We start from the raw sequence: 20,514 nt of genomic DNA, 5'->3' as shown, positions 1-20,514 counted from the left end.
CCGTATAAATGTAAATAAAATTAAAGATTAAGAACTATCGAGAAAAGAAAACGCGGGCCGTAGCCCGCGATTATTTATGACGCATCTATTGTTCCGGCAACCGGTTCGGGAAGCGGCGGTGCAAAGCCTCGCAGCCCAACTACGTGTACGTGTTCATGGTTCTGAACAACCTTACGTACCAGCTTATAAGTAGTGCCTTTTTCCGGGCTGATGTTCTCTGGTGCCGCAATGATCAGTTGCATTTCAAGTCGTTCACACAGCTCAAATAACGTCGCAATGGACTTGGCATCCAGTCGTGCCGCTTCATCAAGGAACAGCAAACGGCATGGGGAAATGTCTTTTCCGCGCAGGCGGCGCGACTCTTCTTCCCAGCTTTGAACGACCATAACCAGAATTGACATCCCGGTACCAATGGCTTCCCCGGTAGATAACGCGCCACTTTCCGCACGCAACCAGCCATCTGAACCACGGTTAACTTCAACTTCCATTTCAAGATAGTTGCGATAATCCAGCAGTTCTTCGCCAATGGTCTGCGGCGTGCGCTGGCCCATATCGATTTGCGGATTCAGGCGTTGATACAGTTTCGCTAATGCTTCTGAGAAGCTCAGGCGGTTACTGTTGAACAAATCCTGATGCTGTTCATGCTGTTCTGAAAGCACATCCAGCAACATCGCATGGGTTTCACGCACGTTCACATTCAGGCGAACGCTGTTTACCTGGCCGAATGAAACGCTTTGCAGACCCTGATTGAGCATCCGAATACGGTTCTGCTCGCGCTGAATCGTCTTGCGAATGATATTCGCCACGCTGCGGGAACTGATCGCCAGTTTCTGCTCGCGTGAGGTCAATTCTTCAGTCAGACGGCTCAGTTCAATCTCCATCTGTTCGATGGCTTCAACTGGGTCGTCAGTACGGATGATATCCTGGCGGATACGCTCGCGAAGATGCTGGTAGACAGCCACAAAGAACTGAATTTTACGTTCAGGACGTTTAGGATCTTCAGACATACGCAGGACATCACGCAGATGCTCGTTATCCGCTACCGCCAGTCGCAAAGCACCCAATGCTTTATCCGAAATAGAACGCAGCTCGTCGCCGGTCACATACGCCAGTTCGCGGCGATGCAGACGGCGCTCAACCCCATTCTCTTTCACCATGCGCATGACGGCACACCAACCCGCTTTCGCTGTCACAACCTGTTCGCGCATTTCAAAATAGCTGCGTTCCAGTTGCTTCAGTTTACGCGTCAGGTTGCTCATTTCCGCTTCACACATGGTCAGCGCTTTTTCAAGCTGATTACGGCGAGAGCGGTTGTTGCTTAGCGCAGTATGCAGTTCGTCGCGACGCGCACGTGCGCGCTCTTCCGCACCGAGATCGGCACGAACCCCGATATCCTGTAACTCTTTATGGAGGTCGGTCAGCAGCTCTTTTTTAGTGTCAAAGGAGCTTTTCAGCGATGCCATTAGCTGGCTGAACTGACTCAATTGCTGGGCATGGCTACGCAGCGCTTCACGTGAACGAGTACGTTCTGCTTCGGCCTGCTCAAGACGGTTACGCAATTTTTCATTTAAATCGCTGTTGCCATCAAGCATAGCGGCGGAATCTGAGTAGCTAAAGTGTGCGCGACGCTGCACAACTTCAGTCAACGCAAACGCCTGCTGACGCGCGTCACGCTGCACTTGCTGCGCGTATTGATAGTCTTCTTTTAACTGCTCGAACTGTTCTGGATCGCTTTGCAGTACCGACGCCACTGCTTCGAGTTTCGCCAGCGGATTACCAAACTGATGAAGGAAACGAGCCGCTTCTTCCGCTTCTTCAAGACGCTCACGGATTTCATCACAACGGTCAGCCAGTGTTTCATCATTTAACAAACTAATGCGCGGCAACAGGCGGTTAAGTTGATCAACGCCTTCTTTAGCCTGATCGTATTGCTGGCGCTGTTGCTGATTGTCGTTTTCATGACTGTTGATAGCACGTTCAACTTCGCCACGACGAGTGTTTAGCTGACGAATTTCCGCTTCCGGATCATCGTCAAATGCCACGCCCAAATGCTGGCCGATGAAGCGGCTGAATGACTGGTGCAAGCGCTGAGATTTCTGAACATCAAATGACAACGTTGCAAAACGTTCCGCCAGAGTTTCACGCTCTGCATGCAGCTTTTCGAGACGGTTTTCACGGGCCGCGCGACCAAACAATGGCAGCTGAGGCAAACGCGAATAGCGCCACTGGCGTTCGGCAGTTTTGACCAGAACCGCGGCATTTAGCTCTTCAACGGTGAAAACGCTGTCATCGAAGGAAGCCGGGTCCCCTTCAATTAAGTACAAATCTTCCGGGCAATCTTCGAGATTATCGAGTTGATCGCGCACTAACGATAAATCTGGCACCACAATGGCGTGACGCGATGGGCCATACAACGCAGAGAAGTACGGTGCGTCGTCGAGGCTGATATCGTCATAAATTTCCGACAGCAGTACGCCGCCAAACCGTTCAGCCAGCGCATTTAAACGTGAGTCTTCAGCACCGCCTGGTTGGCTGAGACGTTCGATTTCTTCATCGATCGCACGCTTACAGGCGCCGACTTCATCACGTTCAACGGTGACTTCACGCTCGCGCTCAAGCAGTTGCTGCATATATTCAGTAACTTGCTGACTGCTCTCGAACTGCTCATGGCTTTGCTCACAAAGCTGAGTCAGGCTGGTTTGCGCTGCCAGCCAAATCGGGGCGCGCTGTTGCAGGCGTTTAATACGCGCCTGAATTTGCTCTTGTTCCTGACGCAAATTGGCACGCTGATCGCTGGCATCAGCAACGCGTTGCTGCAAGGTTTCGATGCGTTCAGAAAGCTCGTCATGCAACACTTCCAGATCTTCGGGATCGAAGTGTTTACCCTGACGTTTGCAGAACTCAGCAAACATCCGTTCAGCTTCTTGCTGCTCGCGAAGGCGCTGCTCGAGTTCGTTAAGACGAGCACGCAATGGCTGAACTTGTTCCATCAGGTGGCGCTGATTATTGCTGTCACGCAGTAATTCACGCGCAACGTTCCAGGCATCACTACGACTCACCGGGCCATTGATGGCCGTCACCAGCTGATAAGCATGCTCAAACTGGCTGTGCGCGGTTTGCGCCACACTCATTTTCTGCTCAAGATTGAGCAGATTCTCAGTGCTTTCCTGCTCTTTAGCCTGGAAGGTTTCCAGCCATTCTTCCGCACTTTCAGCGGTTAAATCTGGCAGATGGCACAGTGAACGCGCACGCTCGAGCGCCTGCAACGCTTGTTGGTACTGAATCGCGCGAGTTTGCTGCACATCAAGCGCTTGCTGGTAGTCGGCAAGCTGACTTTTCAGTTCATCAACTTCCAGCTCTGCGGCTTCGGCGCGGGCTTCGTTTTCTTCTTGTTGCTCAGAGGCTTCAGCAACAATTTCATTTTGTTCTTCGAGGCGCATTTGCAGTTCATCGAGGTCGGCTTCATAGCGCTCGATTTTTTCCTGCTGGCGAATCGCCGTTTGCACCAGGTTCAGATGGTCACTGGCCGCCTGGTAATCTGTTTCCAGATCCCCTTCCGCACCGCTGTGTTCGCCAAGCTCGCGTGCCATTTCGACATGTTTGTATTGTTCCGCAGCCAGTTGCTTACGGCTGGTCAACAATTCACGACGGAATTCGAGCGCTTTATCCAGATGAATGCGGCGTTCGTTGGCATGACGCATGTAGTCTGCGGCCACGTAATTGGTGGCTTCAGAAATCAAATGCTTAAACAGGTCACGGTCTGATTGAGTGACGCGAATCGCTTCAAGCGTCATGCGGTTTTCACGCAAAGCCGCTTCCATATCCTGGAAGGCTTTACGCACGCCGCCGTTTTCAGGCAATAAATAGTCGCGCAGTGAACGGGTGATCGCGCTGGAAATCCCGCCGTAAAGCGAGGCTTCGATCAGACGGTAGTACTTGCTACGATCTGACGCACTGCGTAGACGACGCGCCACAATGCCCAAATCAAACATCAGCGAGTGGTAATCGGTAATCGAGTTGAACTGTTTAAACTGAACGCCGTCGATGGCTTCCACTTTATCTTTCAACTCTTGCAGGCTTAGTACGCGCGCCTGGCGTTCGTTGAGCGCTTCCGTCAGCAATTGTGTTGGCTGAATAGACGTCGGCAGACCCTGAATGGCGAACGGTTTGATGTCGACTTTGCGGTCGCGACCTGCGACTTGTTGCAGACGCACACCGACCACGACACGTTGATTGCGGGAGTTAACCACATCCAACAAGGAATAACAGACACCGGCTTTTAATTTACCGTGCAGACCTTTATCGCGTGAGCCAGATGTGGCCCCAGCCTCGGTGGTATTACGGAAGTGCAGCAGCGTTAAATCGGGGATTAACGCGGTGACAAACGCCGCCATTGTGGTGGATTTACCGGCACCGTTACCGCCTGAAAGCGTGGTAACCAGCTCATCTAAATCAAAAGTACGCGCGAAGAAACCGTTCCAGTTAATCAGCGTTAGTGAGCGAAACTTTCCGCGTTCAATCATTCCTGTTCATCCTCCGCGTTGTCCTGAACAATTTGCGACTCTTCTGTTTCATCATTGAGTTGCAAACGAGTTTCTACCGGCATCGCTTCTCCATCACGGATCATGCGTAACTGCGCTTCACGCGCATCGTCACCGGCGCGCACATCGGCACCAAAGCGGAATACGGATTCGGTAATACGGAATTTGCTGCTGTCATGCCCCATAAACCAGATCATGCCGAGACGGCGAAGACGGGTTAGCGAGGCACGCACTTTTTCTTGCAGCTTCTGGCGGTCCAGATCGGAGCCAGTAGAACGGTTATTCACAAGCTTGAGCAGTTTACTTTCATCCGCCAGCGTCAATAACTCGTCGTAGAGTTCAACCTGAGTAAAGATACCTTCGTTAGCCAGGCGTTCCGGGCTGAGATACAGGTAACAAAGGATTTTCCCGACCATCATGTCCAGCTCGGATAACACAGAGCGCGGAATCAGCGTGGTGGAGCGCGGACGCAAATAGAAGAAACCTTCCGGCGCGCGAATCAACTCCACATTATAGCGGGTGTAAAACTCTTCCAGTTCATCCTGGAAGTCCATCAAATAGGCATGATTATCCAGTTCATCAAGCCCGACGTGCCTTCCGGAGCGTAATTGGCTATCGAGTGCTGGAAATAACGGATTGGCCAACGCCTGTGCCAGTTTTACTGGCATCACTTTTTCAATATTTGTTGATGACATGCGCCTGTACCTTGGCTCCGTAATCGTTAATTGCCTGCCACTGTGGCGGCAAGCCAGTAAAGTCTGCTTCAGCCACACCCAGACGAACAGCCTGGTCGACTACGATTCTCGCCACATCGAAATGGCGGGCGCGTGGGTATTGCGCCAGATAGTCCCGCATTACCACACCTAAATCCAGCGGCACTTGTCTGGTTTTATAGACCTGAAGTGCAGCTTCAATCATGGCAGCAAGCTGTTCGCGGATTTCATTAAACTCTTCGAATTCCAGGTCACTTGGCAGCTCGCCCATGACTTCATCGTCACGCAGCGTCATTTCTTCATCACGCATATCCAGCAGACGATCGGCGTTGGCGTAGGTCAGTGCCCAAGGGGCATCGAAATAGTTTTGTACCGAAACGCGCAGACGCTGCGCAAAAACACGGTTTTTATCCATGTCGATAGCGGTACGAATGAATTTATGAACGTGACGGTCATAGCCGATCCACAGGTCAATGGCCTGTTGGCCCCAGCTAACGATGCGGTCCAGTTTGCTTTGCAAATCAAACACCAGGCGGTCAACAAAATGCAGATCATCACGCCCCAGAATGGCATCCTGGATGCGTAATAGATTTGCCTGAAGCTTGTCACCTGCGGCTTCAAGGGTGTCCTGCAACTCACGCAACGTACCGGAAGTTTCGGATAACAACATTTCGCAACTGGAAATGGCCGCACGCCAGTCTTTGTTCAGCAGTTGCGCGATGTCATCTTTAACCTGTTGTTGGTGCTCATCCATGATGCGCTGGGTGAGATCGATGCTGTCAAAAATCTCGGCGACCGAGTATTTCAGTGGCGCAAAAACGTTGCGATGCCAGTGGAATTCATCACCATCTTCATCCGCTGAATCTGCCGCGCGCTTCAATTCGCCCCCGACAATCGACAGCTGCATGGATAAACGCAAGGTCGAAAACTCGCGCTGGCGAATGTAGTAATCAGTAATACCAATGCCGAGCGGCGTCAGGCGATAAATCGCATTACCTTCATTGATTTCGCTGACAAAACGATTGATTAAACGCTGGCGCACCATGTCATTGATGGCGTTATTGGCGCGAACGTTAATGGTTTCGCTGGTTTGGTCGAAACCTTCGCTGACGTGGCGGAAAGCATCTATCAGCTCGCCTTCACTCATCTCACCATCCAGGCGCTCACCGTTTAGAGTGGCGATAGCCAACAGGAACGTCAGGCGCTCTGTTGGAAGTGAAATCGAGTAGTCATTTTTCCTGGCCCAGGCAACCAGCTCCGGCACTGTCTGGGAAACATCACTCATAATTTTTCCTTGGCTCAAGCGGCTTGATAGCAGTCACGTGGATATAGCGGCCGAGGCTCACAAAAGGTTCCTGGCGGCAATAACGCGTTTCCAGTTCAAGCAAATTCTCAAAACCATCGCGTTGTTTGTGCTTATCGCGCAAGTAATCGTGGAACACTCGCACACCGGTTTTCCCGGTTATCTGCCAGCCAATTTGCTCCAGCCAGTGGTACACCTGTTCTGGCTGTAGCGGATTGTCAGGCGACAGAGTCTTTCGCTTATTCTTTTTCATGCCCTGGAGAACATATTCGAAGTTACCGACAAACATATTTCTCATCAGTAAGCCGTTAGCATTGTAGAACATCAGGGATAAAGCACCGCCGGGTGCCAGACAATCCCACAATGTTTTCAGTACGGCCTGAGGATCTACGACCCATTCCAGCACAGCGTGAAACAATATCAGATCAACCGGCTTTTCCAAATGTTGACCAATATCCTGGGCGGAGGAATGTACGAAATGCATGTTCTCGCTCACACCTTTCTCACAGGCTTGTGCCTGAGCGCGAGAAATCATCTCAGCGGAAACATCACAGATCAGAACTTCATGACCCCGCTGAGCAAGACCGCAGGCAGTTTGTCCTTCGCCGCCTCCTGCATCCAGAACCCGTAATTTCTCAGGCATAGTGGAGAGCAAAGCATCAAGATCTTGCCATAAGATGGCCTGGCGAAGTTGTCCTTTGGTTGTACCGTAAATGTTGCGTGAGAACTTCTCAGCAATGTCGTCAAAATTGCGGTCACGCACGGGTACGGCTCCATGGGGGAAAAGGGATTATCCGAGATCGGTGGGTATTTTGGCACAGCTGCGCCAGGAATGAACCCGTCTGGTGTAAGATCACCTGCGTTTACCTGCTGTATGGCTAAAAAAGGACCCATAATTCATGCTTTTTATCCTGAAAAAATTTATCGGGGGACTGCTTCTGCCCTTACCTTTTTTATTATTGATGATGGGCGTGGCACTTTGCTTGTTGTGGTTCACCCGTTGGCAAAAAAGCGCAAAAGCGCTGTTAAGCGTGAGTTGGTTAGTTTTGCTGCTGATTAGCTTACAGCCCGTAGCCGACAAAATGCTCAAGCCTATCGAAAATACCTACCCGACCTGGCGCGGTAGCGAGAAAGTGGATTACATCGTGATTTTAGGCGGTGGCTATACGTGGAACCCAGAATGGGCGCCGAGTTCCAATCTCATCAATAATAGTTTGCCACGCGTGACTGAAGGCATTCGGTTATGGCAGGAAAACCCTGGTTCGAAGCTCATTTTTACCGGGGCAAGAGCGATGACAAATCCGGTCAGTACCGCTGAAGCCGGTGCCAGAGTGGCTGAGAGTCTGGGCGTTCCACGCTCCGAGATAATCACTCTGGACTCGCCAAAAGATACCGAAGAAGAAGCGGCTGCGGTGGAGAAAGCCATCGGGCAGCAACCGTTCTTGCTGGTGACTTCCGCCTCTCACTTGCCGAGGGCGATGGTTTTCTTCCACAATGCAGGTTTACATCCCCTTCCGGCACCCGCGAACCAACTGGCGATTGAGTCTCCGTTAAATCCCTGGGAGAGAATCATCCCTTCTCCAGTGTGGCTAATGCACAGCGACCGGGCTGGTTATGAAACTCTGGGACGCATCTGGCAGTGGATGAAAGGATCCTCAGGAGATCCAGGGAAGTAAATTTTTCGCAGCCACATCAAAGACGGGTCGATTTAAGCGGCCCGTCTGTAGCAGTTGATCGACACCATCCCACAGAACATATAGCCAACGCCGCCACAAGAATGACTCTGACACGGGCGCACGCTGCAAATAATGCCACAACAAACTTTCAGACTGCCCTGCTTCATACAGGCGGAATATTTCATATTCCCGCGGTGCCCAAAGCGTCATACCCGGATTTACCATTGCCAGTAACTGATCGCTACGACCATCTTTTAGCATGCTGCTGAGGGTAAAGTTGCCGTGGATCAACACGCAATTGTCGTTGAAGTCTTCGAACAGACGCGGCAAACATTCCCGTGTGCGGAACAGGATGCGCCGGTCCTGCATAGTCAGGCCATTATTCGGATATTGATTGATGGTGGCCCAAAGCGTTTCGACGCGCTGCCGATACCATGAAGGCCAGATATTCTCTTGAGTGTTGTCGACATTCCCGACGCAGCCACGGCTATCAACCCGGTGCCAGGCTAGCAGGCCTTCTACAATTTGATCTTTGAGATGCTCCCAACGATCTGGCGTGCGGGTGGGAGCTTCAACGGGTACGCCACGTAAACGCTCCATTAATAGTACATCCGGCCCAGGAGTGTCATCGTGAGTCACAACGCCGTAAACCACAGGCATACGCACTGTGCCGGATCGTGCAAGCATCGACATTTTCCAGGCTAACTGAGCAGCAATGCCGGGGGTGCTAAAACTTTTTGCCAGCAGAGACATCGCATTCCCGTCGCTGTCATACAGCGACCACAGAGCGGTGTTTGGCTGTTCATTGATGCACTCAATCCGGCTTAGTTTTTCACCCAGCAGATGACTCAATTCCTTGCGTAGCAACTCCATGACTCATTACCCCTTACAACACTGGTGTTTTTATAATGAGCTTGAGAACGCAGGATGTCATCCATTCAGATCAAATTGACTGACGATAATAAAAAATCGGCGCTCAGCGCCGGTTTTTTATTAGAGAAGAAGGATTAGCGCATTGCCTGACGAACGCGTTCCAAATCTTCCGGCGTATCAACGCCAATACTCGGGATTTCTTTAGCGACAGCGACATGGATTTTTTCACCATTCCACAAAACGCGTAACTGTTCGAGCATTTCGATTTGTTCGAGCTGGCTAGGTTCCCAGGTCACATAGCGGCGGATAAAACCGGCGCGGTAGCCGTAGATACCGATGTGGCGCAGCAGAGAATCACCAATTGTTTCACGCGACTGGGCAAAGCGATCTCTATCCCATGGAATCGTCGCACGGGAGAAATAAAGTGCATAACCCTGCGCATCCATCACGACTTTTACTGCGTTGGGATTGAAGGCTTCTTCCGCAGAGTCGATTGGCACAGCCAGTGTCGCCATTCCTGCCTGACTGTTTGCCAGATTGAGCGCGACCTGGCGAATGATAACCGGAGGGATCATCGGCTCATCGCCCTGCACATTCACAATCACAGTATCATCACTAAAATTATATTTTTCAATAACTTCAGCAAGACGTTCGGTGCCAGAATGGTGATCCGCGCGGGTCATACAAACTTCACCACCAGCCGCTTCAACCGCACGTGCAACATCTTCATGGTCGGTTGCAACGATGATGCGATCGGCACCCGATTCGCGGGCGCGCTCCAGAACATGCACCACCATCGGTTTACCGTTGATGTCTTTCAGAGGTTTGCCCGGCAAACGTGTCGAAGCATAGCGAGCAGGAATAATTGCCACAAAACTCATGGATTCGTCTCGTCAGAAGTCAATACTCGAGCTTCAGTCTCCAGCAGCACTGGAATACCATCGCGCAGGGGAAACGCCAGGTGATCAGGTTTGCAGATAAGCTCCTGCTTTTCCTGATTAAAGTACAACTTGCCGTTACATACCGGGCAAGCAATGATTTCAAGTAATCGATGATCCATGGTTACTCCAGAATGGCTGCCATCAAAGGCAGCAGAATAACATAATTCACGGGCTTTCCGGGCTAATTTCCCAGCCTTCACCCCAGGATGAAGCTAAAACGGCGGGAATATTTCCAAGAAGAATCCGGCTCGCATTTTGCCATTGCGCAAAATCTGTCAGTGCCGAGTGCAAGCCATTGATCAATACCTGACCCGGTTTAACGCCGTCTTCAAGATAGAGGCTGATAATTTCCAGCTCACCGGTTTTACGATGCATTTTTGCATCAATACGACCGACTAAAGCCCCTTGATGCAATAATGGAAGCACAAAGTAACCGTATTTGCGCTTTTCAGCAGGCGTGTAGCATTCAAGGCGATATGAGAATCCGAACAACACTTCAGCACGTTTGCGATCCCATACCACCGGATCGAAAGGAGAAAGCACCGCACTATGCGTGGCGCGTAGGGTATTTTTCTCGGCTTTTTCCATTAATGGCAACTGTTCATGATGTAGCCACATTTCACCAATCCCCTCCACATCGACCCGAGTCACGATGCCGTTCTCTTGCCATTGTGCAAGCAGGGGTTTGAGCGAGATATTCTTTAGTCGGTAATAATCAGCTAGCCATTCGGGACGGAAAATCCCCAGACTACGGGCACTGTTTGCAAGCATTTGTTGTTCCGCATCTTGCTGATGAATGAGATGCAAATCATCATTCCAGTGCGGCATAACACGTGAGGTGAGATCGTACACCCTTTGAAAATTACGTCGTTCAACCACCATAACTTTTCCGGCAGTGAACAAACCTTCAAGGTGCTTTTTATGTGGTTTCCATTCCCACCACCCGCTAGCGCCTTTGCGCGGGTGTTCAAAATCGGCAGATCTAACAGGGCCGTTGCATTCGATATGGGCTAAAAGTTTTTCAATTTCTGCGGCATGTTCTACCATCCATTCAGGGCGATATTTCCAGCCCATCTTTTCTGGATTCAGCATCTGGTGGCGTATCAACGCGAAATCTTTTCGCGGCAAAAAGCAGGCTTCATGCGCCCAATATTCCATTAACTCACCACCAAGTAGAGCATCATCTAACCAGCTTTGCGGATAGCTGCCAATGCGACTGAATAGGACGAGGTAAGGGCTTCGTGCAACAATATTGATCGTGTCAATCTGAAGCAGTGACATGCGCGAAATCGCAGCGGTAACATCGGAAGGTTTTGGACGACGGCGAGGTTTTTGTAATAAGCCCTGTGCTGCCAGATGAAGGTTGCGGGCTGCACGTAAAGTCAGTTGCGGTACAGACATGAAAGAATACCTGTCGTCAGCAAACTTGAATTCTGGTGCGCGAACTTTTGTTTAGCGCACCAGCGCCAATAATGAGTGCAATAATTCATCGGCCTGAGGTTGCGCCAGATGCGCATCGACCGGTAAGTACCACCAGTTATCATGATCGTTAACGAAAGCACGACACTTCACCGCATCTTTCTCGGTCATTAACAAGGTTTGCCCCGTCTGAACGAGTTTTTCCACATCACTTTCGCTCAGTGCCTGGTGATCGCTAAGACTGACTGTGTGAACCGGATTTACACCACATTGCTGCAACGTGGCAAAAAAGCGTGGTGGATGTCCAATGCCAGCCATTGCAACCACATTTGTCAACAGATGTACCGGGCGCTTTTCTCCGGTCAACAAATTGACTGCATCACCGGGATAGAGCGCCATCGAGATTTCTCCCGCTTTTGCCACACCACCATTTGTGATAACGGCATCCACAGACGCCAGACGGCCTGTGCGTTCACGCATTGGCCCTGCCGGTAACCACCAGCCGTTACCAAATCGCCTGATGCCGTCAACAACCACAATTTCTTTATCACGGGCCAGCGCGTAATGCTGCAAACCGTCATCGGTAATAATCAATTGCGGTTGTACTTTTTCCACCAGTATTTTTACCGCATCACTACGACGGGGTGCCACAGCGACTGCGGCACCAGTGCGCTGATAGATAAGTACGGGTTCATCACCCGCCTGGGTAGTAGTGGTATCCGGGTTCAACAACAATGGGTAGGATTCTGCTTTACCGCCATAACCCCGCGAGACCACGCCAACACGAATACCACGCTGCTGTAGTTGCTCAACCAGCCAGATAACAACCGGAGTTTTGCCGTTACCACCCGCAGTCAGATTCCCGACCACCACCACTGGCACAGGAGCGCGCCAGCTTTTTTGTAACCCTATTTTATAGCTAAGACGAATAGCACCGCTCACCAGGCCATAAAGCCAGGAGAGCGGTAATAGCAAAAGATAGAGGGGAGATTTTCCCGACCAAATGCGTTCAATCATGAACCGAATTGCATCCGATGCAGTTGCGCATAGACCCCACGGTGTTCAAGCAGTTCGACGTGAGCACCACGTTCCACAATGCGACCGTCCTCTACCACGACAATTTCATCAGCCTGTTCAATAGTTGATAAACGGTGAGCGATGACCAGAGAGGTACGGTTTTTCTGCAGTTCATCCAGTGCAGCCTGAATTGCACGTTCTGACTCGGTATCCAAAGCAGATGTTGCTTCATCAAGAATCAGAATTGGACTGTCGCGTAACAGTGCGCGGGCAATGGCGATACGCTGACGTTGGCCGCCTGAAAGAAGCACGCCATTTTCACCAATGACGGTATCCAGGCCATTATCCATCTTACTGATAAAGTCCATGGCATAAGCCATTTGCGCAGCTTTTTCGATATCTGCACGCGAATACTGTTCATTGCGCGCATAGGCAATGTTGTTCGCAATAGTGTCATTGAATAAATGAACATTTTGCGAAACAAGAGCTACCTGATTACGCAGAGAAGACAGTGTGTATTCACGAATATCCACACCATCAATCGTAATGTTGCCTTCCTGAATATCGTAAAAACGCGTCATCAGGCTTGCGATGGTGGATTTCCCCGACCCCGAACGCCCGACAAGCGCTACCGTTTTCCCTGCTGGAATATTCAGGTTGATGCTGCGCAGTGCAGGCACATCGCGGCCAGGGTAAGTAAAGGTCACATCACGGAATTCAACATCACCTTTAGCACGCTCAATCACGCGAGTCCCGGTGTCTTTCTCTTGCTCAGTATCGAGAATAGAGAACAGCGTCTGGCATGCGGCCATACCGCGTTGGAACTGTGCGTTGACGTTGGTTAATGATTTCAACGGACGCATCAGTGCAATCATGGAAGAGAACACAACCGTGATAGTACCAGCAGTCAGTGTTTCCATAACACTTGGGAAGCTTGCCGCATAAATGACGAAAGCCAGAGCCAGAGAAGCGATGAGCTGAATGATCGGATCAGAGATAGACGATGCAGACACCAGTTTCATGCCTTGAAGACGCATACGGTTACTGACCTTGTTGAAACGTTCGGTTTCAACATCCTGACCGCCGAAGATCAACACTTCTTTATGACCTTTCAGCATTTGCTCAGCACTGGTTGTCACTTGGCCCATCGTGTTCTGCATATTTTTGCTGATATTACGAAAACGCTTTGAAACAAAGCGGATAGCAAAAGAAACGATAGGTGCCAGCACAATCAGAATCAGCGAAAGCTGCCAGCTATACCAGAACATCAATACAAACAGGCCGATGATTGAAGCACCTTCACGGACAACTGTTATTAATGCGCTGGAAGAAGACGAGGCAACTTGTTCGGAGTCATAAGTGATACGCGAGAGCAGAGTCCCCGTTGACTGTTGGTCAAAGAATGCAACAGGCATCCCCATCATATGACTGAACAAACGACGACGCATGTTCATAACCACGTGCCCTGAAACCCAGGAGATACAGTAGCTGGAAACATAGCTTGTCACGCCACGCAGCACCATCAGTGCGATAACAACTAAAGGCATCCAGAGCAAAACCGATTTATCGGTTTTTCCAAAACCATCATCCAGTAACGGTTTGAGTAAAGACAGCATATAGGTATCACTGGCAGCGTTGAGGATTAACGCAATACCAGCCACAATCAGACCTGGCTTAAAAGGAGCAATCATCGGCCAAAGGCGGCGGAAGGTCTGCCATGTGGAAAGATCTTTATCGTTATGCATTCAGTAAACCAGCATTAGATGAAATAGCCGCATATTCTACCCATTATCCCGGGATACACCAAACCACTGATGATACCAACGGGGTGAAATTTGAGCTCTGAGGCTATTGATTTGCCATTTATCACTATTTATATCGATAGTAAGTTGGCCTGATTGCGCAGTGTCGTACCAGGTGTACCCCTGCGACTGATAGCGTTTGACTACTTTTCCAGAAGGTAAATGCCATGCGTTATAGCGCGATGTTGAGGCAAGTGCCGCAGTTCCAGCGACTGCTCGTAGTAAGGGAGCACCAGATGATGTACGGCTGCCATGATGAGGTACCTGAATAATATCAGCATGTAATATGCCCCATCGCCTCTTCAGCATAGCCAATTCTGCTTCAGCTTCCACATCCCCGGTTAATAAAATACGAAAATGTCCGTCGCTCACCATCACAACACATGAGCCATTATTACCGGTCGAAGTGGGTGAAACGGGTGGCCAGAGCACGGTAAATTGTAATTTCTGCCACTGCCATTTCTCACCTTGAAAACAAGGATTATGCCCCGCCCAGCGTAAAGGGCTACGAACTTTTATAGCAGGCCATTCACGTTGTAGGCTGTTTAACCCCCCTCTATGGTCAAGATGTTCATGGCTTATGACAACTTGCTCGAGTGACAAATGATGCCAACGCAACCATGGAATAATGACTTGTTGCGCAGCGTCACCGCCAGGCCAGGCATTCCCGGTGTCATATAAAAACACTTTTCCTTGCCTGATCAGCGCGATAGCTAGCCCATGCCCCACATCCAGCATAACCACCTGCCATGAATCATCTTTTTTATCTACTCGCATTGTAGAAGCAGCCAGAGACAACATCAGAGCCACTACTGATACAAATGAGCTCCGCCAAAGTGATAAACGATGGATAACGACAATTAACCAACCGCTCAGGCTCAATGCCTGGAAGCGCCTGTCCACAGTCAGCCAACCGTCTGGTAACAGAGATAAAACGTTAAATAACAGTGCTAAAAAGCGGTCAACTGCCCACCATAAGTGTTCACCGAGCCACGGAGCGTGGGTCAATACTAATCCGGCAAGTAGCAATGGGACAACGACAAATGAAATCAGCGGGACCGCAAACACGTTGGCAAACAGCGCACTGAGGCTGATTCCGTGAAAGATAAAAATTTGGAGCGGCATCAGTAAAAGCATAATGCCAATTTGTAGGTGTAATAAATAAAGCGGATATCGACAGAACCATCGCGCCGTTGCCACACTGCGCGGAAGCGGCATCCATTGATACCAAAAAATAAGTGCCGCCACGGCAAGTATCGATAACCAAAAACTGTCTGATAATACCGCTAGCGGATCGTAAATCAGGATACCGGCAATACAACACAACCAGACTTCCCATCCCGACCAGCTTCGGCCTTGTAACTTAAGTAATAACCAGATGTTCAAACCAATCAATGCTCTTACTGCCGGAGGATTTCCGCCAGCAAGCCAGGTATATACGCCGGCGGCTATGACACTGGCTATTAAGGGCATCCTGTAATGAATTCGATGGGCCGGAAAACTCAGTTGCAACAAACGCGCCAGTAACCAACCGACCATGGCCGCCAGTGAAATATGCATCCCGGAAATCGCCATCAGATGAGCGGTACCACTCTGGCGCAATAAGTTCTTTTGTTCATCGCTCACGCCAGAACGTTCACCAAAAGCCAACGCCAGAATGACTCCCTGATAAGGCAATGATTCGGTCACTCCCTCCACTGCAGTAAGCCAATGTGCTCGCAGGCTGCATTTTTCAGAGATTTGTTGAGCCGAAATAATACGTGCACTAAAAGGCTGATGCTGTGCAAGTGCGTATCTTTGGCTATCAAAACCGCCCTCATTAAGTTGGCCATGAACCGGGCGAAGCAGGACTTTCATGCGCCAGCGCTGCCCTGCGCACACACTTTCTGCCAGGTAAGTTCCCTGACTTCTGATACCAAAGGTTGGGAAAATGGATTTGCCTTCTACCGAGATTATTTGCAGCTCATGATTCTGTTTTCCATCAGTGCGAGTAACCGTCGCTTCGACGACAACGGGTTTCGCCGCCCACCTTTCGAAGGGCATAAGACTCTGCCTTGCACTGAAAAGCGCCCAGCCAAAACAAATCACAATAATTGCAGCGAAACGCATCAATCGGAATGGAATAAAAGCCAGGCACAGGGCGATAACAAGCAGTGCGGCTATGACGTTGCCAGCAGGAATAGCAGGCAGCACCATTAAGGGGATAATGCCAATAATTATGCAAAAACACAGACCGATTAGATTGTTCACAGAACCTCCTTGTTGAGGGCAGTCTGAGATATCTAATCATTAGAGTCAGTCAGGTTTTATTGACTTTCCGATGAGGGTTCCAGGGTTTTACGCTCTAAAAAGTAACGCTCATGAATTTTGCGAGTCTGCTCGAAAAGACAGATTTTGAGTATAAAAAAACGGCACCCTAAGGTGCCGCTCTTGAGGATCAAGTCCGAAGACTTAATTACCGTAAATGTTGGCGCGGTCACGCAATTCTTTACCTGGTTTAAAGTGCGGAACGTATTTGCCTTCCAGATCCACTTTATCGCCAGTTTTTGGATTACGTCCGGTGCGAGGTGCGCGATAGTGTAAGGAAAAACTGCCGAAACCCCGGATTTCAATACGCTCACCTTGGGCGAGAGTAGAGGCCATATGCTCCAGCATCTCTTTCACTGCATCTTCTACAGCTTTCGCCGGGATGTGAGATTGCGAAGTTGCAAGTCTTTCTATCAATTCTGACTTGGTCATGATTCCTCCGGTTTCCTTTCAGGAAAATTAACTTACAGCTATCAATCGAACAAGGGCGGCCGTAGCCGCCCTGATTTAGTGCTCAGACGATTACTCGCCTTTAGCTGCTTTGAATGCTTCAGCCATAGCGTTAGAGAAGTTCGGTGCATCTTCCTGTTTGTTGTTAACAGTAGCGATTGCATCTTTCTCGTCAGCTTCGTCCTTAGCACGAACAGACAGGCTCACAACACGGTTTTTACGGTCAACACCGGTGAATTTAGCTTCAACGTCGTCGCCTACGCTCAGAACCAGAGTTGCATCTTCAACGCGGTCACGGGAAGCTTCAGAAGCACGCAGGTAGCCTTCTACGCCATCTGCTAATTCAACTGTAGCACCTTTCGCGTCAACTGCTGTTACTTTACCAGTAACGATAGTACCTTTCTTGTTCAGTGCAACGTAGTTGTTGAACGGATCTTCTGCGAGTTGTTTAACACCCAGGGAGATACGCTCACGCTCTGCGTCAACTTGCAGAACCACAGCCGCGATTTCGTCGCCTTTCTTGTATTCACGTACTGCTTCTTCGCCTGCAACGTTCCAGGAGATATCAGACAGGTGAACCAGGCCGTCGATGCCACCGTCCAGGCCGATGAAGATACCGAAGTCAGTGATTGACTTGATTTTACCTTCAACGCGGTCGCCCTTGTTGTGGGTTTCAGCGAACAGCTGCCATGGGTTAGATTTGCACTGCTTCAGACCCAGGGAGATACGACGACGTTCTTCGTCGATATCCAGAACCATAACTTCCACTACATCACCAACGTTAACAACTTTGGATGGGTGGATGTTTTTGTTGGTCCAATCCATTTCGGAAACGTGAACCAGGCCTTCAACGCCTTCTTCGATTTCTACGAAGCAGCCGTAATCAGTCAGGTTAGTCACGCGACCAGTCAGTTTGGTACCTTCTGGATAACGCTTAGCGATAGCGACCCATGGATCTTCGCCCAGTTGCTTCAGACCCAGAGACACACGAGTACGCTCACGGTCGAACTTCAGTACTTTAACGGTAATTTCATCGCCAACATTCACGATTTCGCTTGGATGCTTAACGCGTTTCCATGCCATATCAGTGATGTGCAGCAGGCCGTCAACGCCGCCCAGATCAACGAATGCACCGTAGTCAGTAAGGTTCTTAACGATACCTTTAACTTCCATGCCTTCTTGCAGGTTTTCCAGCAGTTGATCACGTTCTGCGCTGTTTTCAGATTCGATAACTGCACGACGAGAAACAACAACGTTGTTACGCTTCTGGTCCAGCTTGATGACTTTGAACTCAAGCTCTTTGCCTTCCAGGTGCAGAGTGTCACGTACCGGACGAACATCTACCAGTGAACCTGGCAGGAACGCACGAATACCGTTCAGCTCTACAGTGAAGCCACCCTTAACTTTGCCGTTGATGATACCGACCACAGTCTCAGCTTCTTCGTAAGCTTTTTCCAGCGTGATCCAAGCTTCGTGACGCTTAGCTTTTTCACGGGACAGCAGAGTTTCGCCAAAGCCATCTTCAACAGCGTCCAGAGCAACATCAACTTCGTCACCAACCTGGATTTCCAGTTCGCCAGCAGCATTTTTGAACTGCTCTACAGGAATTGCAGACTCAGATTTCAGACCAGCGTCAACCAGTACGATATCTTTGTCGATAGCAACTACTACGCCACGAACGATGGAACCCGGACGGGTTTCGATTGTTTTCAGGGATTCTTCAAAGAGTTGAGCGAAAGATTCAGTCATGTTGTTAATCTTCAAGGTTCTTTAGTTTAACGTCCATTTAGCATCCCGCCGAATGGGGTTGTTTCACATACCCCGCCATTGGCTCCATGCCGACAGGGTTTAGGTTACAGGGGTAAAAAACTACCCGATATGTCAGGATACCACTATGGCAATATCATGACAAATATGACAAAACACACACCAGCACAATATTGACTATTGTGCTGGTGTTAAAATTTTCTGCGCATAACTCAGCGCTTGTTTGATGACGTCTTCAATGGACATGCTGGTTGAGTCCAGCACCAACGCATCTGCGGCTGGCACTAACGGCGCTACTGCACGGTTACGGTCACGGTCATCACGTTCTTTAATTTCTGCCAAAAGGCGCTCAAAGTTAACACTAAAGCCCTTTTCCTGCAACTGTAGCATACGTCTGTGCGCACGCTCTTCGGAAGACGCATCGAGGAATATTTTTACTGGGGCATCAGGGAAAACAACCGTCCCCATATCACGTCCATCAGCAATCAAGCCCGGCGCTTCTCTGAAAGCACGCTGGCGACGCAACAAGGCTTCGCGGACACGCGGGAAAGCAGCGACTTGAGAAGCAGCGTTGGCAACTTCCTGGGTACGGATTTCAGCGCTGACATCTTCGCCTTCGAGGATGACTTCCAGATTGCCATTATTGGCAACAAAGCGCACATCAAGGTGAGCGGCCAACGGAACCAATGCATCTTCAGAGGTCACATCTACCTGGTGATGTAGAGCCGCTAATGCCAGAACGCGGTAAATCGCGCCGGAATCAAGCAGATGCCATTGCAACGCTTCCGCCATGGCTTTACAAAGCGTGCCTTTACCTGCGCCGCTTGGGCCATCAATTGTTATTACCGGGGCGGGTGCCGTCATCTTACTCTCCTCTCGCTGGAATTGCGGACCTGAAATAGAAACGCCGCGTATTATACGCCGCCAGAACCCTGACCGTTATCTTTCGTGCCAATTATCGTCGTTAATAGGGCTGAGTGTAGAAGAATTGCGCGAATTGAGACAGGGCTGGGAAAAACCAGCCCTAAAATCAGAGAGGTAGATTATTTTTTATCAGCTGCTATGCGTTCGCGAATATGCTGCGCACGTTCCGTTGAAGGTGGATGTGAATCAAACATAGATTTTGCTGTTCCGCTCAGCGTTGCCAGTTTATCAAAACTGCTGGCAAGACCTTGGGTGCTGATACCGCATTTTTTCAGCAAATCATATGAGAAATCATCCGCTTCAGATTCTTCACTACGCGAGAATGTTGCATTGATGACCCCTTCGACCAAATCACCAAGTTGCGATTGAGATAGCTGCGAAGCGACACCACTGGTTGCTGAGACTGCATCACGAGCGGCCATTGTCGCATACGCCGTTTGCATTTTTTCTCGAGTGTGACCCATCGCAATGTGTCCCATTTCATGGCCCAAAACGCCTTCCACTTCGTTATCAGTCATCATATCCATCAGGCCGCTATACACACGCACACAACCGTCAGCCATTGCCCAGGCATTTACATCACTGGTCAAATACACTTTGTAATTAACAGTGCTGCCATTTTTAACGTCTTCATAGTTATCTTCCATTGATGAGCTATACATGAAACAAATCATTGATTTGTCGATTAAATCGGAAGCGAGATTAACAGCGGTACACGCTGGTGCAATAAAAGCAAGGGTATGAAAACGGAGTTGATATTAAGCGCGGGATTGATACTAAG

15 protein-coding genes and 1 pseudogene are annotated in these 20,514 nt (G+C 49.9%); 1 reads left to right on the top strand and 15 read right to left on the bottom strand.

Annotated features, from left to right (window positions below; genetic code table 11):
* Positions 1–74: 74 nt before the first annotated feature.
* From mukB to cmoM, 4 genes are read right to left on the bottom strand one after another with little or no spacing between them, the layout of a single operon-like run.
* Complete coding sequence (gene mukB, locus GBAG_RS06460) at positions 75–4,523, bottom strand: chromosome partition protein MukB (protein ID WP_034494336.1); 4,449 nt, start codon at positions 4,521–4,523, stop codon at positions 75–77.
* Entirely contained in the window at positions 4,520–5,236 is a 717-nt protein-coding gene (mukE, locus tag GBAG_RS06455) for a chromosome partition protein MukE (RefSeq protein ID WP_034494335.1), read from the bottom strand. Before mukE ends, mukB begins: the two co-directional genes overlap by 4 nt.
* Positions 5,217–6,539: a chromosome partition protein MukF gene (gene mukF, locus GBAG_RS06450; protein ID WP_034494334.1), complete on the bottom strand. Its 1,323-nt coding sequence runs from the start codon at positions 6,537–6,539 to the stop codon at positions 5,217–5,219. The genes mukE and mukF overlap by 20 nt, the downstream gene beginning before the upstream one ends.
* Positions 6,532–7,320, bottom strand: coding sequence for a tRNA uridine 5-oxyacetic acid(34) methyltransferase CmoM (gene cmoM, locus GBAG_RS06445; protein ID WP_034494333.1), 789 nt, complete (start codon positions 7,318–7,320; stop codon positions 6,532–6,534). Before cmoM ends, mukF begins: the two co-directional genes overlap by 8 nt.
* Positions 7,321–7,456: 136 nt before the next feature.
* On the opposite strand from cmoM, the gene elyC reads away from it, so the two are divergent.
* Positions 7,457–8,233, top strand: coding sequence for an envelope biogenesis factor ElyC (gene elyC / locus GBAG_RS06440; RefSeq protein ID WP_034494332.1), 777 nt, complete (start codon positions 7,457–7,459; stop codon positions 8,231–8,233).
* On the opposite strand, the gene GBAG_RS06435 is transcribed toward elyC, so the two are convergent.
* The 11 genes and pseudogenes from GBAG_RS06435 to GBAG_RS06385 form a co-directional block, all read right to left on the bottom strand.
* Positions 8,213–9,106, bottom strand: a complete 894-nt coding sequence (locus tag GBAG_RS06435; protein ID WP_034494331.1) for a YcbJ family phosphotransferase — start codon at positions 9,104–9,106, stop codon at positions 8,213–8,215. The genes elyC and GBAG_RS06435 overlap by 21 nt on opposite strands.
* A 134-nt stretch (positions 9,107–9,240) precedes the next feature.
* A complete protein-coding gene (gene kdsB / locus GBAG_RS06430) occupies positions 9,241–9,987 on the bottom strand; it encodes a 3-deoxy-manno-octulosonate cytidylyltransferase (RefSeq protein WP_034494330.1) in 747 nt (248 codons plus the stop codon).
* Entirely contained in the window at positions 9,984–10,166 is a 183-nt protein-coding gene (gene ycaR, locus GBAG_RS06425) for a protein YcaR (RefSeq protein ID WP_034494329.1), read from the bottom strand. Before ycaR ends, kdsB begins: the two co-directional genes overlap by 4 nt.
* Positions 10,167–10,212: 46 nt before the next feature.
* Complete coding sequence (locus GBAG_RS06420) at positions 10,213–11,448, bottom strand: winged helix-turn-helix domain-containing protein (protein WP_034494327.1); 1,236 nt, start codon at positions 11,446–11,448, stop codon at positions 10,213–10,215.
* Positions 11,449–11,499: 51 nt separating this feature from the next.
* Positions 11,500–12,483: a tetraacyldisaccharide 4'-kinase gene (gene lpxK, locus GBAG_RS06415; RefSeq protein WP_034494326.1), complete on the bottom strand. Its 984-nt coding sequence runs from the start codon at positions 12,481–12,483 to the stop codon at positions 11,500–11,502.
* Positions 12,480–14,228, bottom strand: a complete 1,749-nt coding sequence (gene msbA, locus GBAG_RS06410) for a lipid A ABC transporter ATP-binding protein/permease MsbA (RefSeq protein ID WP_034494324.1) — start codon at positions 14,226–14,228, stop codon at positions 12,480–12,482. Before msbA ends, lpxK begins: the two co-directional genes overlap by 4 nt.
* A gap of 36 nt (positions 14,229–14,264) precedes the next feature.
* A complete protein-coding gene (locus GBAG_RS06405; protein WP_034494323.1) occupies positions 14,265–16,535 on the bottom strand; it encodes a ComEC family protein in 2,271 nt (756 codons plus the stop codon).
* A gap of 201 nt (positions 16,536–16,736) precedes the next feature.
* Positions 16,737–17,024 (bottom strand): integration host factor subunit beta, encoded by a 288-nt coding sequence (gene ihfB / locus GBAG_RS06400; RefSeq protein WP_034494322.1) that lies wholly within the window; start codon positions 17,022–17,024, stop codon positions 16,737–16,739.
* A gap of 90 nt (positions 17,025–17,114) precedes the next feature.
* A complete protein-coding gene (gene rpsA, locus GBAG_RS06395; RefSeq protein WP_034456368.1) occupies positions 17,115–18,791 on the bottom strand; it encodes a 30S ribosomal protein S1 in 1,677 nt (558 codons plus the stop codon).
* Between the two features lie 195 nt (positions 18,792–18,986).
* Positions 18,987–19,673 carry a (d)CMP kinase gene (gene cmk, locus GBAG_RS06390; RefSeq protein ID WP_034494321.1) on the bottom strand — a complete coding sequence of 229 codons (687 nt, stop codon included), beginning with the start codon at positions 19,671–19,673 and terminating at the stop codon, positions 18,987–18,989.
* 179 nt (positions 19,674–19,852) lie between these two features.
* Positions 19,853–20,353, bottom strand: a pseudogene (locus GBAG_RS06385) (M48 family metalloprotease); the annotation flags it as partial.
* Positions 20,354–20,514 lie beyond the last annotated feature (161 nt).

Origin of the sequence: Buttiauxella agrestis ATCC 33320, assembly GCF_000735355.1 — a bacterium.
In the GTDB taxonomy this organism is placed as follows: Bacteria; Pseudomonadota; Gammaproteobacteria; order Enterobacterales; family Enterobacteriaceae; genus Buttiauxella; species Buttiauxella agrestis.
The sequence above is the reverse complement of the archived record's forward strand: the minus strand, read 5'-3'. Positions and strand labels throughout refer to the sequence as shown.

Bases quoted from the DNA above. Each gene is read 5' to 3' on its own strand.
- mukB (WP_034494336.1), bottom strand. From the start codon at position 4,523: ATGATTGAACGCGGAAAGTTTCGCTCACTAACGCTGATTAACTGGAAC.
- mukE (WP_034494335.1), bottom strand. From the start codon at position 5,236: ATGTCATCAACAAATATTGAAAAAGTGATGCCAGTAAAACTGGCACAG.
- mukF (WP_034494334.1), bottom strand. From the start codon at position 6,539: ATGAGTGATGTTTCCCAGACAGTGCCGGAGCTGGTTGCCTGGGCCAGG.
- elyC (WP_034494332.1), top strand. From the start codon at position 7,457: ATGCTTTTTATCCTGAAAAAATTTATCGGGGGACTGCTTCTGCCCTTA.
- GBAG_RS06435 (WP_034494331.1), bottom strand. From the start codon at position 9,106: ATGGAGTTGCTACGCAAGGAATTGAGTCATCTGCTGGGTGAAAAACTA.
- kdsB (WP_034494330.1), bottom strand. From the start codon at position 9,987: ATGAGTTTTGTGGCAATTATTCCTGCTCGCTATGCTTCGACACGTTTG.
- ycaR (WP_034494329.1), bottom strand. From the start codon at position 10,166: ATGGATCATCGATTACTTGAAATCATTGCTTGCCCGGTATGTAACGGC.
- GBAG_RS06420 (WP_034494327.1), bottom strand. From the start codon at position 11,448: ATGTCTGTACCGCAACTGACTTTACGTGCAGCCCGCAACCTTCATCTG.
- lpxK (WP_034494326.1), bottom strand. From the start codon at position 12,483: ATGATTGAACGCATTTGGTCGGGAAAATCTCCCCTCTATCTTTTGCTA.
- msbA (WP_034494324.1), bottom strand. From the start codon at position 14,228: ATGCATAACGATAAAGATCTTTCCACATGGCAGACCTTCCGCCGCCTT.
- ihfB (WP_034494322.1), bottom strand. From the start codon at position 17,024: ATGACCAAGTCAGAATTGATAGAAAGACTTGCAACTTCGCAATCTCAC.
- rpsA (WP_034456368.1), bottom strand. From the start codon at position 18,791: ATGACTGAATCTTTCGCTCAACTCTTTGAAGAATCCCTGAAAACAATC.
- cmk (WP_034494321.1), bottom strand. From the start codon at position 19,673: ATGACGGCACCCGCCCCGGTAATAACAATTGATGGCCCAAGCGGCGCA.